Raw genomic sequence first — 15316 nt, forward strand, 5'->3', positions numbered from 1 at the left:
CCGCTAGTTCTGCGCGACTTTCTTGCCGTCGACCACCGACCGGGGCTGGATCAGGCTGAAATCGATCATGCTTCTGGGCACTGTCGGATTGCCGATCAGCAACGGACGCGGTTCGAATTGCTGGCTGACCAGGCTCTTGCTCAGGTCCAGCTCATCGAAGCGAATACGCGCCAGGTCGGCAAAGGTGTGAATGAAATGCTCGCTGCTGTAGGGGCGACTGCGCGCAGCCTGCAGATCGCGCGGGTCGTCGGCACGCCACTGCGGCGAACGCCAGACGATGAACGGCACGGTGTACATCGGTGAAGTCGGACTGGCCTCGTTACGCCCCAGCACCGACGCCGCCGGCGCATCGAATACAGCCTCACCATGATCAGACAGGTAGACCAGGAAACCATTGGGGTCGGTCTCGGCATAGGTCTTGATCAGACTTCCCACCACAAAATCGTTGTACAGCACGGCGTTGTCATAACTGTTGTAGGTCGGTAGCTGATGACGGGTAACGTTCTTGGGAGCCCCCTCATCCGTGGTGAAACGCTCGAACTCCTGCGGATAGCGGAAGCGATAGCTCATGTGGGTGCCCAGCAGATGCACCACGATCAGCTTGCGAGGCGAGTTGTCGGCCAGCGCCCTGGCGAACGGCTCCAGCACATCGCCATCGTACTGACGGGCATTCTGGTTGCGGTTCTGATTGAGGTAGGCCTGCTCATCCGCCTGTTTGGAGAAGGTGGTGAGCATGGTGTTGCGCTCGGTCAGGGTCTGCTGGTTGGTGATCCAGAAGGTCTTGTAACCGGCCTGTTTCATCATATTCAGCAACGAGGGCGTGGTCAGGTAAGCCTCGGGATTCTGCTGATCGGCAAAGGTCAGCACCTGTTGCAGGGCTTCGATGGTGTAGGGCCGTGGAGTCACCACATTGTCAAAGATGTCCAGCTGATCGCGCAGGGTATCCAGCTCCGGAGTAGTCTGCCGCGGGTAACCGTACAGGCTCATACGCTGCCGGTTGGTCGACTCGCCAATGACCAGCACCAGCGTACGCGGCTTATCGCCTTCCATATCCTGCAAGTTGCGCAAGGGCGCAACCGCTGCGTTGCTGGCCAGCAACCGCTGCATTTCACTCAATTGCTGCTGATACTTTTCAAAGCCCATCACCAATTGCCAGGGCACTGCGGGCTCCATGCGCGTCTGCAGGTGCTCGACGGCCTCGCCCCAGCTGTCAGTCTGCACATACTCCTTGCCCAGCGGATAACCCAGCACGGCCAGTACCAGCGTCGCGGGCACCAGCACGCGAGCCTGTTTGCCCAGGTACACAGGGCGCAAACGACGCCACAGCAGCCATGCTCCGCCAGCGTAGGCCAGATAGGCCAGAGGCATCCACCAGCTGAAGTATTGCGCCAGATATTCGCTGCCTTCGGCCACGTTGGACTCGAAGAGAATGAAGATCACGCTTTGCGAGAACTCCTGGCCGTACACTAGGAAATAACCGAAGGCCGGCAGCGAGGCCAGCCACAGGATCAGCCCGAGTACACCGCCGAGCATCCGCGTGCGGGCCGGTAATAGCAGCAGCGGAGCCAGCCAGATCAGGCTCATGATGATCGACTGCCGCAGGCCACTGAAACCGGCGCTGTCGCTGAGTTTGATCATCAGGTGGGTGACACCGGAGAAATACCAGAAGAACAGGAACATCCAGCCGATACCGGCCCAGTCGATCCTGCTACCCGCCTGACGCTCTTGCACTGTCGACATAACGATCTCACCCGAAGTTGATGGATGCTTTATGCCCAAGCGCCTGTGAAATCTTTGTCAAGGCTGCATTAAGCCTTTCTTAACAGGTGCGACATAACGCCTCATGGGCCAGCGACCTGGCCGCGCATAAGCTCCACAACCCATTGATTACGCATGACTGTGGCGAGCCCGGCACACGCGACGTCACACAGCCAACCTGCACTTTATGCGGCCCAGCAACACATGGATGGCCGCCGACCATAGATCCTTCGCCATGAATCAGCTCCTCCCGCAATCCCCGGCCAATGCCAGCGATCTCCATCAGCGCCTGCGCTTTCACCCCGAGCGCGAAGCGCTTTTCAACGAGCTACATGCCCGGCCCTTCCCGGTATTGCCAACTCCCGCGGCACTCTCGCAACTGGTGCTGCTGCCCGACCCGCAGCAGCCCGGCGCGGAATACCAGCACCTGCTCAAGCTCTGCGAGCGCCATGCCGTGCTGCCGCCCAGCCCGCAGTCGTCCTGCTACTACCAGGACTTCGGCGGCTTCGAGCTGCGCTGGGAACGGCATACCGAGTTCTCCACCTACACCCTGGTGAGCAAGGACGGTAGCGGCGAGCCCTTCACCCAGACCGCCCTCGCTCTGCTCCCGGAAAACTGGCTGAACGCCCTGCCCGGCCGACTGATCAGCAGCAACCATGTGGCCATCGCCACCGCCCCGGCACAGTCGCCCAGCCCGGATGACATGCGCCAGTATTTCGAGGGCCAGCGCCTGATCAGCTCCCATGTCAGCGGCGGTCAGGCCCGCCTGTGGAGCGCCTACCGCATTCACAGCGACGGCTGCGGGCGCCTGCTGATCCACAATCAGGAGCTCAATCCCTGCCAGACCGGACGCCTGGTGCGCACCCTGCTGGAGATGGAGAACTACCGCATGATGCTGCTGCTGGCCCTGCCCCAGGCCAAGACCATCGCCCCACAGGTACGCACGATGGAGCAGAAGCTGGCCGGTGCCATCCTGCAGATCAACCAGATTCAGGACCTGGCCGACGAGCGCCGCCTGCTGGTCGAACTGGGCAGTCTGGCGGCCGGCATCGAACAGCTGATCGCCGACAACAACTTCCGTTTCTCCGCCGCCCGCGCCTACTACGAGTTGATCATCAACCGCCTAGCCGAACTGCGCGAGCAGGAATATCCGGGTCTGCAGACCTTCAGCGAGTTCCTCCAGCGCCGCCTGACACCGGCCTGGCGCACCTGCGAGGCCAGCGAGCGCGGTCTCGACGACCTGGCCCTGCGCATTGACCGCGCCAGCGAACTGCTGCGCACGCGCATCGACCTGACCATCGAGACACAGAACCAGCAACTGATGCTGGCCATGGACCGGCGCAGCAACACCCAGTTGCGCCTGCAGCAGACCGTGGAAGGCCTGTCCGTGGCGGCGATCAGCTACTACCTGGTCGGTCTGTGCAAATACCTGGCGGAATCGGCCGAGAGCCTTGGACTGATCAACGACAGCCACCTGGCCACCGGCCTCGCCGTGCCCTTCTGCATCGGCGCGGTGTGGCTGAGCATGCGCCGCCTGAAACGCAGCCTGCTGCTGGGCAAGGGCAACGGTCCCTGAGTCACCGGCCCGGCAACTGCTTTACTGTCCTAAGCATGCCAACGAGACCGACCCGTGATGACCGAGCGCTCCCTGCCCATCAAGCTGCTGTTGCTCGTCCTGGCCTACATTCTCGCGGGCCGCCTGGCACTGCTGCTGGCCATACCGCCGGGCTTTGCCACTGCCATCTTCCCGCCCATGGGCATCGGCCTGGCCGCAACCCTGCTGTGGGGCTACCGCCTGCTGCCCGGCGTACTGATCGGCTCGACCCTGCTCAACCTGAGCATCGCCCCGGCGCTGGATGCCGGCGCCCTGCAGATAGCCCTGGGCATCGCCAGCGGCAGCACTCTGGCCTGTGCCCTCGGCGCCTGGCTGATTCGGCGCCATGTCGGCTTTCCCGATTCGCTGACCGGCGAGCGCAGCATCTTCCTCACCCTGCTGCTCGGCGGCCCGCTGGCCTGCCTGCTCAGCGCCGGTCTGGGTAGCGGCAGCCTGCTGTTCAATGGCGTGATCACAGCGGCGCAGTGGCCCACCAGCGCCTGGACCTGGTGGGTCGGCGACAGTATCGGCGTGCTGATCGCCCTGCCGCTGACCCTGATCGTCTTCGCCAAACCCCGTGCCCTGTGGCGCAATCGGCTGACCAGCGTCGGCCTGCCGCTGCTGGCCGGCTGCGCACTGGTGGTGCTGATTTTCCTGCGCGCCAGTCAGGTCGAGCAGAACGAGCTGCGCCTGCGTTTTCACGAACAGGCCAAGCTGATGCTGGCTAGCATCCAGCTCAGCCTCCAGCAACAGGCTCTGGCGCTGCGCTCTATCGAACGGCTGTTCGTCGCCTCCGAGCGGGTCGACCGGCGAGACTTCACCCACTTCGCCCGCCCTCTGCGCAGCAGCCTACCCGGCCTGCATGCACTGAGCTGGAACCCCTGGATCGAAGCCTCCGAACGCGCGGCCTTCGAGCAGACCCTGACGGGCTACCCCATCCGCCAGCGCGACAGCGATGGCCAGTTGAACCCTGCTCCTTCACGCGATTTCTATGTGCCGATCGCCTTTATCGAACCGGTCAGTGACGAGTCGCGCACCCTGGGTGTCGACATCTACTATGACCCGATCCGCCGGGAAGCCTTGGACCGCGCCCGCGACAGCGGACAACTGAGTATGACCGCGCCGATCACTCTGGTTCAGGACGACCAGCCACGTCCGGGCATGCTGGTATTTCAGCCGGTCTACCAGACCGGATCCGTACCACCCACGGTTCAGGCCCGGCGCCAGCAGCTACGTGGCTTCGCCGTGGCCGTGCTGCGCGCCAACGAGCTGATTCGCCACTCCCTCGCCGCCTATCCCGAGGATGGTTACCAGTTGCAGGTGCTCGACATGACATCTGTACCGTCAGTCAAACTGCTGGGGCCTGAAAGTCTGAGCCTGCCAACCTACGCGGAGTCGCTGACCTGGCGTGACACCCTGAAAATCGGCGGCCGACAGTTGCAGATCAGCATCGCCCCCAGCGAAAGCTTCCTGCTGCGCCAGCACAGCCTGCAATCCTGGACCGTGCTGGCTGGAGGGCTGTTGCTGTGCAGCCTGCTGGGCGGCTTCCTGCTCTCGATCAGCGGGCGCGCCGAGCAGATTCGCCAACAGGTGCGCCAGCGCACTCTGGAGCTGAGCGCAATCCTTGATCACGCGGCCGAGTCTATTCTCATCTTCGATGATGAAGGCCGCATCGAGCGGGCCAACCCGGCCACCGCCAGCCTGTTCGGCCTTGATCCTGCACAGCTGCCGGGGCGCGCCCTGGCCGAACTGCTGCCGAGCCTGGCCGAGCCCGACGAGGCATTGCGTAAACAACCGAGTGAACTGATCGGCCGGCATGCCGAAGGCCATCGTCTGGAGCTGGAGATCAGCCTGAGCCAATACGAACTGGCCGGCCAGCGGCGCTATATCGGTGTGCTGCGCGACATCGGTCAGCGCAAGCAGATCGAGCGCCTGAAGAGCGAGTTCGTCTCCACCGTCAGCCACGAGCTGAGAACCCCGCTGACCTCGATCAAGGGCTCGCTCGGGCTGCTCGCCGGCGGAGTGGCCGGGCCTCTGCCCGAGGCGGCGGTGCAACTGGTACAGATTGCACAGAGCAACAGCGAACGCCTGATCAGCCTGGTCAACGACATCCTCGATATCGAGAAGCTGGAATCCGGCCAGGCCGGCCTACACCTAGAGTCACTCAACCTGAGGCACCAGCTGCATCAGGCCCTGGCGCACAACCAGGGCTATGCCGACAGCTTCGCCGTGCACCTGCAGCTGGATGACCAGCACCTGCCGGCGGACTGCCGCGTAAACGCCGACGCCCTGCGCCTGCAGCAGGTGCTGAGCAACCTGATCAGCAACGCGGTGAAGTTCTCCCCACCCGGGCAGACGGTCGAAGTCCGTGCCCGCCAGGAAGGCCACAGGGTGCACGTCGAGGTAATCGACCACGGCCCCGGCATAGACCCGGACTTCCAATCACGCATCTTCCAGAAGTTCGCCCAGGCCGACAGCTCGGACACGCGCCAGCAAGGCGGCACCGGGCTTGGTCTGAGCATCTGCAAGACGCTGATTGAGCGCATGCACGGGCAGATCGGCTACACCAGCAGCATCGGCAGCGGCACTACCTTCCATTTTGATCTGCCGACAGACTGAGCCCGGCCAGGCCCATACGAAAAAGCCCCCGCAGGCTGAGGCCGGCGGGGGCTTTTTCACTCAAGATCGAGTTAGACCTTGCTGCGCTCGTAGCGCTTGCGGTCGTTCTCGTTGAGCATTTTCTTGCGCAGGCGGATCGACTTCGGCGTCACTTCCACCAGCTCGTCGTCGGCGATGAATTCCAGCGCCTGTTCGAGGGTGAACTTGATCGGCGGAACCAGGGCGATAACCTCGTCCTTGCCGGAAGCACGCATGTTGTCGAGCTTCTTGCCCTTGGTCGGGTTGATCACCAGGTCGTTGTCACGGCTGTTGATGCCGCACAGCTGGCCTTCGTAGATCTCGTCGCCCGGAGCCAGGAACAGCTTGCCGCGGCTCTGCAGGGTTTCCAGCGAGTAGGTCAGCGCGGTGCCGGTGGCCATGGACACCAGTACGCCGTTCTGACGGTTGCTGACTTCGCCGGCCTTGATCGGACCGTAGTGGCTGAAGGTCGAGGTCAGGATGCCGCTGCCCGAGGTCAGGGTCAGGAAGTTGTTACGGAAGCCGATCAGGCCACGCGCCGGAATGGTGTACTCCAGACGCACGCGACCCTTGCCATCGGGAACCATGTTGGTCAGATCGCCCTTGCGCAGGCCCATCTGCTCCATCACCGAACCCTGGTGCTGCTCTTCGATGTCGATGGTGACGTTCTCGTACGGCTCCTGCTTCTCGCCGTCCTTCTCGATGATCACCACTTCCGGACGGCCCACGGCCATCTCGAAGCCTTCACGGCGCATGGTTTCGATCAGTACGGAGAGGTGCAGCTCGCCACGACCGGAAACCTTGAACTTCTCGGCGGACTCACCGGCCTCGACGCGCAGGGCCACGTTATGCAGCAGTTCTTTGTCCAGACGGTCCTTGATGTTGCGGCTGGTAACGAACTTGCCTTCCTTGCCGGCGAACGGCGAGTCGTTGACCTGGAAGGTCATGCTCACGGTCGGCTGGTCAACGGTCAGCGGCGGACGCGCTTCAACGTTCTGCGGATCGCACAGGGTGTCGGAGATGAACAGCTCGTCCATGCCCGAGACGCAGACGATGTCGCCGGCTTCGGCTTCGGCCACTTCCACGCGCTGCAGGCCGGAGTGGCCCATGATCTTCAGCACGCGACCGTTGCGCTTGGTGCCGTCGTCGCTGATGGCGACTACCGGAGTGTTGGCCTTGATGCGGCCACGGGCGATACGGCCGATGCCGATCACGCCGAGGAAGCTGTTGTAGTCCAGCTGCGAAATTTGCATCTGGAACGGACCTTCGGTGTCGACCTGCGGGGCCGGCACATGGTCGATGATGGCCTGGAACAGGGCATCCATGTTGTCGTCCATCTTCTCGTGGTCCAGACCGGCGATACCGTTCAGGGCCGAGGCGTAGACGATGGGGAAGTCCAGCTGCTCGTCGGTGGCACCGAGGTTGTCGAACAGGTCGAAGATCTGGTCGATGACCCAGTCAGGACGCGCGCCCGGACGGTCGATCTTGTTGACCACGACGATCGGACGCAGGCCGGCCTTGAACGCCTTCTGGGTCACGAAACGGGTCTGCGGCATCGGGCCGTCCTGGGCGTCGACCACCAGCAGCACGGAGTCGACCATCGACATCACGCGCTCTACTTCACCGCCGAAGTCGGCGTGGCCGGGGGTATCGACGATGTTGATGCTGTAGTCGCCCCACTTCAGCGCGGTGTTCTTGGCCAGGATGGTGATGCCCCGCTCTTTTTCCTGGTCGTTGGAGTCCATCACGCGCTCGTTTTCCGCTTCTTTGCGGTCGAGGGTGCCGGACAGGCGCAGCAGCTTGTCTACGAGGGTGGTTTTGCCATGGTCGACGTGGGCGATGATGGCGATATTGCGCAGATTTTCGATCACGATAATGTCTCGCTAAGGGATTCGGTCTGTCATGGCCACGCAGCGTGCGCGACCCGTATGAAGCGTCAGTTACAGCAGGCGCAGGTCGGGAGGGCGATGGCGGATACTGCCGCCATTCAGCCCCGGCAACCTATGCCGGACGATAAACACGCACATTGGCATGCCCCTCGGATAGCAGATGATGGGCATGCAGGCGACTCATCACGCCTTTGTCGCAATACAGCAGGTACTGGCGAGTCTCATCCAGTTCCTTGAAGCGATTATTCAGGGCATAGAACGGCAGCGTCTGGACGTCGACGCCCGCCACGCTCAGAGGTTCATCCTCGGCATCATCAGGGTGGCGGATATCGAGAATGATCTGCCCCGGCAGGGCTTCGGCCACGATCTCCACCTGCAGATCCTGGCCCAACTCATCGATCACCCGGTCAACAGTCAGGCGCTTGGCACTGTCGATGGCCCGTTCGAGAATGGCCATGTCGAACTGGCTTTCCTCGTACTCGACACGCGGCAGCTTGGCGCGCGTGGTCGGGTTCACCGAGATCACCCCGCAATACTCCGGCATGTGCTTGGCAAACTCGGCAGTGCCAATCTGCGTGGCGCAGTCGATGATGTCCTGCTTGTGACTGGCAACCAGCGGCCGCAGCACCAGCATGTCGGTAGCCGAGTCGATCACCTTGAGGTTGGTCAGGGTCTGACTCGACACCTGGGAAACGGCTTCACCAGTGACCAGTGCATCGATATGCAGGCCCTCGGCAATCCGGGTCGCCGCACGCAACATCATGCGCTTGAGCACAACACCCATATGGCTGTTGTCGACCTTGCCGAGGATTTCGCCCACGACCTCTTCAAACGGCACACTGATAAACAGCACGCGGTGCGAGCTGCCATATTTCTGCCAGAGGAAATGCGCCACTTCCATCACGCCCAACTCATGGGCACGACCGCCGAGGTTGAAGAAGCAGAAGTGGCTGAGCATGCCGCGACGCATGATCTGGTAGGCCGCCACGGTAGAATCGAAACCACCGGACATCAGCACCAGCGTCTGGTCCAGCGAGCCCAGCGGGTAACCGCCAATGCCTTCGTGCTGACGGTGAATGATGTACAGGCGCTCGTGGCGAATTTCGAAGCGTACTTCTACCTCGGGACTCTTCAGGTCGATACCGGCGGCACCAAACTCGCTCCGCAGCTGGCTGCCCACATACCGCTCAACATCCATCGAGGTAAAGCCGTGCTTGCCACCACGCTTGCACCGTACGGCAAAGATCTTGCCGGGCAACTGGCTGCCGAAATGCTGGCGGCACTTGTCGAGCACATCGTCGAAATCGCCGAGCGGGTACTCGTGCACTTCGAGGAAGTGGGCGATACCCGGAATGCAGCGCATGCGCTCGATCATTTCCCGCAGCAGCTTGCTGTCGCTGTGGCTCGTCTGTACTTCCAGATTGTCCCACTCACCCTGCACGTCCAGCGCCGGATCGAGATCCTTGAGCACCGTGCGGATGTTCTTCGCCAGCTGGCGGATGAACTGCTTGCGCACCGGCCGGCTTTTGATGGTGATTTCCGGGAATACTTTGACAATGAGCTTCATGAAAAACACCGCGCGGGCGGGGCGGCCAAAAAGAGGGGCGCGGAGTATAGCGGAAATTGCTCAAGCTTTGACCAAAAACTGCATCCAACCAATACAGGGCACCATAATGGTGCTCAATGCTTTAATTGCGCACCAATGAGGTGCGCAGGCGGCGCAAAAAAGGCCGCACAACCCGCGCCAAGCCTGATTTTCAGGCAGCCGAGCTATCCGAGTGCACTGGCATGCTAATTGCTCCCTTGTGAGGCAGGTCGCCGTGGCGGAATATGCCGCCCGGCTTCTAACCGATTCTGAGGCAGCTCTACGCCCGCCTCTTTCCAACTGGAGGACAGCATGTCGAAGTCGATTCAACTGATTAAAGAACACGACGTGAAGTGGGTAGATCTGCGCTTCACCGATACCAAGGGCAAGCAACATCACGTGACCATGCCGGCCCGTGACGCTCTGGACGAAGACTTCTTCGAGCACGGCAAAATGTTCGACGGCTCTTCCATCCACGGCTGGAAAGGCATTGAAGCTTCCGACATGATCCTCATGCCGGTTGACGACACCGCCGTTCTGGATCCGTTCACCGAAGAAGCGACCCTGATTCTGGTTTGCGACATCATCGAGCCGAGCACCATGCAGGGCTACGATCGTGACCCGCGCTCCATCGCCAAGCGCGCTGAAGAATTCCTCAAGACCACCGGCATCGGTGACACCGTATTCGTCGGTCCGGAGCCTGAGTTCTTCATCTTCGACGAAGTGAAGTTCAAGTCCGACATCTCCGGCTCCATGTTCAAGATCTTCTCCGAGCAGGGTTCCTGGAACACCGACGCCGACATCGAAGGTGGCAACAAGGGTCATCGCCCGGCCGTCAAGGGTGGCTACTTCCCGGTTCCGCCGTGCGACCACGACCACGAAATCCGTACCGCCATGTGCAACGCCATGGAAGACATGGGTCTGGTCGTTGAAGTACACCACCACGAAGTGGCCACTGCCGGCCAGAACGAAATCGGTGTGAAGTTCAACACCCTGGTCGCCAAGGCTGACGAAGTTCAGACCCTGAAGTACTGCGTACACAACGTGGCCGACGCCTACGGCAAGACTGCCACCTTCATGCCGAAGCCGCTGTACGGCGACAACGGCTCGGGCATGCACGTCCACATGTCCATCTCCAAAGATGGCAAGAACACCTTCGCTGGCGAAGGCTATGCCGGCCTGTCCGAAACCGCCCTGTACTTCATCGGCGGCATCATCAAGCACGGCAAGGCCCTGAACGGCTTCACCAACCCGTCGACCAACTCCTACAAGCGTCTGGTCCCGGGCTTCGAAGCTCCGGTCATGCTGGCCTACTCGGCTCGCAACCGCTCCGCCTCGATCCGTATTCCGTACGTTTCCAGTCCGAAAGCTCGCCGCATCGAAGCGCGCTTCCCGGACCCGGCAGCCAACCCGTACCTGTGCTTTGCCGCCCTGCTGATGGCCGGCCTCGACGGCATCCAGAACAAGATTCACCCCGGCGATGCTGCCGACAAGAACCTGTACGACCTGCCGCCGGAAGAAGCTGCCAACATCCCGCAGGTTTGCGGCAGCCTGAAGGAAGCACTGGAAGAGCTGGACAAGGGCCGTGCCTTCCTGACCAAGGGCGGCGTGTTCTCCGACGACTTCATCGATGCCTACATCGAGCTGAAGTCCGAAGAAGAAATCAAAGTACGCACCTTCGTACACCCGCTGGAATACGACCTGTACTACAGCGTCTAAGCCAGCAGCACCTGCGCAAGCAGCGTGAACAAAAGAGGCCTCCTTCGGGAGGCCTCTTTTTTTGCCTCGCGCAAGCCACACCGGCAGCCTTGAGATCATATCAACCGTTTTCCTTGCGCCAGCACACGCCCATATCGCGGCGCACTTGCGCATCGCCGGCGTCAGTGCAAGGCTTGCCACAGGAATGATTGCGGAGATCACCATGCGCCTGCTTGTCACCAGCCTGCTGCTCAGCCTCACCCTGCCCGTCAGCGCGCAGATCTATCAGTACAAGGACGCCAACGGCAACACGGTCTACACCAACCAGCCGCCGCAAGGGCAGGACGCCGAACAGGTGCAACTGCCACCGACCAACAGCGTCGAGATGAGTACACCCAAGACAACCGAATCCCCAGCTCCGACGGAGCAAGCCAGCGGCCTGCACTACTCAACGCTCACCCTGACCGACCTGCCCAGCGACGAAGCCCTGCGCGCCAACAATGGCAGTTTCAGCGTGGGCGTGCAGATCAAACCCAAACTGTCGCCAAGCCACCGCCTGCGCCTGCTACTCGATGGACAGCCCCACGGCCAGGCCAGCAGCAGCAGCCGTCTACAAGTCGTCAACGCCGACCGTGGCGAACACAGCCTCGCCGTCGAAGTACTCAGCGGCGAGCAATCCATTCAGCAGAGCAGCCCGGTGACCTTCACTGTGCAGCGCGTCAACACCCAGAGCCCCGCCCTTAAACCCAAACCACAGCCCACGCCAAAACCCAAGCCCGCCACATGAGAAGTACCATCCCACTGCTGCTAGTACTGCTGTTCAGCCTGAATGCCAGCGCCGAGGTCTATACCTACATCGACGCCGAGGGCAATCGCGTCTTCACCGACAGCCCACCGCGGGGCAATGCCGAGCGCATCCAGCTGGCGCCAAGCAACGCCTTCACCGCGCCACACATGGACAAGCAGGTGCCAGCCATCCAGCCCGGCCAACCGCCGGCGCCACCAGCCTATCAGCTGTTGCGCATCCTCCTGCCCGAGCCGGACAGCACCATCAGCGACAATGCGGGCAACCTACTGGTGACCGTCAACAGCGAACCAGTGCTGCGTCCCAGCGACCATTATCGGCTGCTGCTCAATGGCCAACCGGTTGGTGAGCCTAGCCGCAGCGCCGTATTCCCACTGGAAAACATCGACCGAGGCACTCACCAGCTGGCGGTGGAAATCATCGATGCTCGGGGTATTACCGTGGAGCGCACGCCGAGCCAACCCTTCCACATGAAGCGCACCAGCCTGGACATGAAGCGCCAGGCCAACCCCTGCAAGAAGAAGGACTGGGGCGTACGCCCGGAATGCCCGCTGGCCGACAAACCGAAAGAGCCCAAAGACATCCCGCTGGTGCCCTTTATCTAACAATGCACCAAGTTAGTGCGACATACCGCACCAAGCCCTACACTGTGCACACTTCTCGCTCATAGGCACGCCGCCCGGCGTGCCGGTTGCCCGCTAACGGCCAGGCCCGCTGAGGTTTTTGCGTCTTTTCGGGGCCTTGGTTTGCTTCTTGCATTTTCCTGCCCATCGCCGGGATGCCCAGACCATGATGAACGACGCCTTGCACCGCCTGCTGCTGGATAACCTGACCACTGCCGTGCTTCTGCTCGATGCCGAGCTACGCCTGCAGTACATGAATCCGGCCGCGGAAATGCTCCTGGCGGTCAGCGGCCAGCGCAATCACGGCCAGTTCATCAGCGAACTGTTTACCGAGTCGGTCGAAGCCCTGGCCGCACTGCGCCAGGCGGTCAGCCAGGCGCATCCGTTTACCAAGCGCGAGGCCACCCTCACGTCGCTGAACGGCCACAGCCTGACCGTGGACTACGCCGTCACGCCGATTCCCGCGCGGCGGGAAACCCTGCTGCTGCTGGAAATTCATCCGCGCGACCGGTTGCTGCGCATCACCAAGGAAGAAGCGCAGCTGTCCAAGCAGGAGACCACCAAATTGCTGGTGCGCGGGCTGGCTCACGAGATCAAGAATCCCCTGGGGGGCATCCGTGGCGCCGCCCAGCTGCTGTCACGCGAGCTGCATGAGCCCTCCCTGAGGGATTACACCGACGTGATCATCGAGGAAGCCGACCGCCTGCGTAACCTGGTCGATCGCATGCTCGGTTCCAACAAGCTGCCGTCGCTGGCCATGACCAATATCCACGAAGTGCTGGAGCGCGTGTGCAGCCTGGTCGACCTGGAAAGCCAGGGACGCATCACTTTGGTGCGCGACTACGATCCGAGCATCCCGGACGTACTGATCGACCGTGAGCAGATGATCCAGGCGGTACTCAACATCGTGCGCAACGCCATGCAGGCCCTGGCCAGCCAGAACGACCTGCACCTGGGGCGCATCACCCTGCGCACGCGCACCCTGCGCCAGTTCACCATAGGCCACACCCGCCACCGCCTGGTGTGCAAGGTGGAGATCATCGACAACGGCCCAGGCATTCCGCCGGAACTGCAGGACACCATCTTCTACCCCATGGTCAGCGGGCGTGCCGACGGCACCGGCCTGGGCCTGGCCATTACCCAGAACATCATTAGCCAGCACCAGGGCCTGATCGAATGCGAGAGCCATCCCGGCCATACCGTGTTCGCCCTCTTCCTGCCGCTGGAACAAGGAGCTTGATTGCGATGAGCCGTAGCGAAACCGTCTGGATTGTCGACGATGACCGTTCCATCCGCTGGGTACTGGAAAAAGCCCTGCAGCAGGAGGGCATGAGCACCCAGAGTTTCGACAGCGCCGACAGCGTATTGAGCCGCCTGGCCCGCCAGCAGCCGGACGTGATCATCTCCGACATCCGCATGCCCGGCGCCAGTGGCCTGGATCTGCTGGCCCAGCTGCGCGAGCAGTTTCCGCGCCTGCCGGTGATCATCATGACCGCGCATTCTGACCTGGAAAGCGCGGTGGCCTCTTACCAGGGCGGCGCCTTCGAATACCTGCCCAAGCCGTTCGACGTCGACGAGGCCGTTTCGCTGGTCAAACGCGCCGCCCAGCACGCCCAAGAGCAGTTGGCCCAGGCCGTGCCCGCCGAACTGGCGCGCACGCCGGAAATCATCGGCGAGGCCCCGGCGATGCAGGAGGTGTTCCGCGCCATCGGTCGCCTCTCGCACTCCAACATCACCGTGCTGATCAATGGCGAGTCCGGCACCGGTAAGGAACTGGTCGCCCACGCGCTGCACCGCCACAGCCCGCGCGCCTCGGCGCCGTTCATCGCACTGAATATGGCGGCCATCCCGAAAGATCTCATGGAGTCTGAGCTGTTCGGCCATGAAAAGGGGGCCTTCACCGGTGCGGCCAACCAGCGCCGTGGCCGCTTCGAACAGGCCGACGGCGGCACCCTGTTCCTTGATGAGATCGGCGACATGCCCGCCGACACCCAGACCCGCCTGCTGCGCGTGCTGGCCGATGGCGAGTTCTACCGGGTCGGCGGACATACGCCGGTCAAGGTCGACGTGCGCATCATTGCCGCTACCCACCAGAACCTGGAAAACCTGGTGCAGGCCGGCAAGTTCCGTGAGGACCTGTTCCACCGCCTCAACGTGATCCGCATCCATATCCCGCGCCTGGCCGACCGCCGCGAGGACATCCCGGCGCTGGCCCGCCACTTCCTCGGCCGTGCGGCCCAGGAACTGGCTGTCGAGCCCAAGCTGCTCAAGCCGGAAACCGAGGACTACCTGAAGAACCTGCCCTGGCCGGGCAACGTGCGGCAGATGGAAAACACCTGCCGCTGGATCACCGTCATGGCCTCCGGCCGCGAGGTACATATCGACGACCTGCCGCCGGAGCTGCTCAGCCAGCCGCAGGAAAGCGCGCCGGTGACCAACTGGGAGCAGGCCCTGCGCCTGTGGGCCGACCAGGCCCTGGCCCGTGGTCAGTCCAGTCTGCTCGACAGCGCCGTGCCGGCCTTCGAGAAGATCATGATCGAGACCGCTCTCAAGCACACCGCCGGCCGCCGACGCGACGCCGCCGTGCTGCTCGGCTGGGGCCGCAATACCCTGACGCGCAAGATCAAGGAGCTGGGCATGAAGGTCGATGGCGGCGATGACGATGAGGGTGACGACTGACACCCGCTGAAATCTGACCAGACGGACAGACAAAGACTCCCGGGGCGC

General features: G+C 62.4%; 10 protein-coding genes. 7 read left to right on the plus strand and 3 right to left on the minus strand.

What is annotated here, in order from left to right; genetic code table 11:
• Positions 1–3: 3 nt before the first annotated feature.
• Positions 4–1740 (minus strand): phosphoethanolamine transferase CptA, encoded by a 1737-nt coding sequence (gene cptA / locus HNP49_RS02190; protein ID WP_184680226.1) that lies wholly within the window; start codon positions 1738–1740, stop codon positions 4–6.
• A 253-nt stretch (positions 1741–1993) separates the two neighbouring features.
• On the opposite strand from cptA, the gene HNP49_RS02195 reads away from it, so the two are divergent.
• Both HNP49_RS02195 and HNP49_RS02200 read left to right on the plus strand, forming a co-directional pair.
• Positions 1994–3334 carry a DUF3422 family protein gene (locus tag HNP49_RS02195; RefSeq protein ID WP_184680228.1) on the plus strand — a complete coding sequence of 447 codons (1341 nt, stop codon included), beginning with the start codon at positions 1994–1996 and terminating at the stop codon, positions 3332–3334.
• 57 nt (positions 3335–3391) lie between these two features.
• Positions 3392–5971, plus strand: coding sequence for a CHASE domain-containing protein (locus tag HNP49_RS02200; protein WP_184680230.1), 2580 nt, complete (start codon positions 3392–3394; stop codon positions 5969–5971).
• Positions 5972–6042: 71 nt separating this feature from the next.
• Here the strand turns inward: HNP49_RS02200 and typA are convergent, their stop codons facing one another.
• A complete protein-coding gene (typA, locus tag HNP49_RS02205; protein WP_184680231.1) occupies positions 6043–7860 on the minus strand; it encodes a translational GTPase TypA in 1818 nt (605 codons plus the stop codon).
• Between the two features lie 130 nt (positions 7861–7990).
• Positions 7991–9445 (minus strand): tRNA uracil 4-sulfurtransferase ThiI, encoded by a 1455-nt coding sequence (gene thiI, locus HNP49_RS02210; protein WP_184680232.1) that lies wholly within the window; start codon positions 9443–9445, stop codon positions 7991–7993.
• Positions 9446–9775: 330 nt separating this feature from the next.
• On the opposite strand from thiI, the gene glnA reads away from it, so the two are divergent.
• The 5 genes from glnA to ntrC all read left to right on the plus strand — a co-directional run bounded on the left by glnA (position 9776) and on the right by ntrC (position 15268).
• A complete protein-coding gene (gene glnA / locus HNP49_RS02215; protein ID WP_184680233.1) occupies positions 9776–11182 on the plus strand; it encodes a glutamate--ammonia ligase in 1407 nt (468 codons plus the stop codon).
• Between the two features lie 202 nt (positions 11183–11384).
• Positions 11385–11948 carry a DUF4124 domain-containing protein gene (locus HNP49_RS02220; protein WP_184680234.1) on the plus strand — a complete coding sequence of 188 codons (564 nt, stop codon included), beginning with the start codon at positions 11385–11387 and terminating at the stop codon, positions 11946–11948.
• Positions 11945–12571, plus strand: coding sequence for a DUF4124 domain-containing protein (locus HNP49_RS02225; protein ID WP_184680235.1), 627 nt, complete (start codon positions 11945–11947; stop codon positions 12569–12571). The genes HNP49_RS02220 and HNP49_RS02225 overlap by 4 nt, the downstream gene beginning before the upstream one ends.
• Positions 12572–12755: 184 nt before the next feature.
• A complete protein-coding gene (gene glnL / locus HNP49_RS02230) occupies positions 12756–13829 on the plus strand; it encodes a nitrogen regulation protein NR(II) (RefSeq protein ID WP_184680236.1) in 1074 nt (357 codons plus the stop codon).
• Positions 13830–13834: 5 nt separating this feature from the next.
• Positions 13835–15268 (plus strand): nitrogen regulation protein NR(I), encoded by a 1434-nt coding sequence (gene ntrC / locus HNP49_RS02235; protein WP_184680237.1) that lies wholly within the window; start codon positions 13835–13837, stop codon positions 15266–15268.
• Positions 15269–15316 lie beyond the last annotated feature (48 nt).

The sequence above is a fragment of the Pseudomonas fluvialis genome, assembly GCF_014207935.1.
In the GTDB taxonomy this organism is placed as follows: Bacteria; Pseudomonadota; Gammaproteobacteria; order Pseudomonadales; family Pseudomonadaceae; genus Aquipseudomonas; species Aquipseudomonas fluvialis_A.

What these genes read in the sequence shown, in the direction of transcription:
- glnA (WP_184680233.1), top strand. Translation starts at nt 9,776, where the DNA reads ATGTCGAAGTCGATTCAACTGATTAAAGAACACGACGTGAAGTGGGTA.
- thiI (WP_184680232.1), bottom strand. Translation starts at nt 9,445, where the DNA reads ATGAAGCTCATTGTCAAAGTATTCCCGGAAATCACCATCAAAAGCCGG.
- glnL (WP_184680236.1), top strand. Translation starts at nt 12,756, where the DNA reads ATGATGAACGACGCCTTGCACCGCCTGCTGCTGGATAACCTGACCACT.
- cptA (WP_184680226.1), bottom strand. Translation starts at nt 1,740, where the DNA reads ATGTCGACAGTGCAAGAGCGTCAGGCGGGTAGCAGGATCGACTGGGCC.
- HNP49_RS02195 (WP_184680228.1), top strand. Translation starts at nt 1,994, where the DNA reads ATGAATCAGCTCCTCCCGCAATCCCCGGCCAATGCCAGCGATCTCCAT.
- HNP49_RS02225 (WP_184680235.1), top strand. Translation starts at nt 11,945, where the DNA reads ATGAGAAGTACCATCCCACTGCTGCTAGTACTGCTGTTCAGCCTGAAT.
- HNP49_RS02220 (WP_184680234.1), top strand. Translation starts at nt 11,385, where the DNA reads ATGCGCCTGCTTGTCACCAGCCTGCTGCTCAGCCTCACCCTGCCCGTC.
- HNP49_RS02200 (WP_184680230.1), top strand. Translation starts at nt 3,392, where the DNA reads ATGACCGAGCGCTCCCTGCCCATCAAGCTGCTGTTGCTCGTCCTGGCC.
- ntrC (WP_184680237.1), top strand. Translation starts at nt 13,835, where the DNA reads ATGAGCCGTAGCGAAACCGTCTGGATTGTCGACGATGACCGTTCCATC.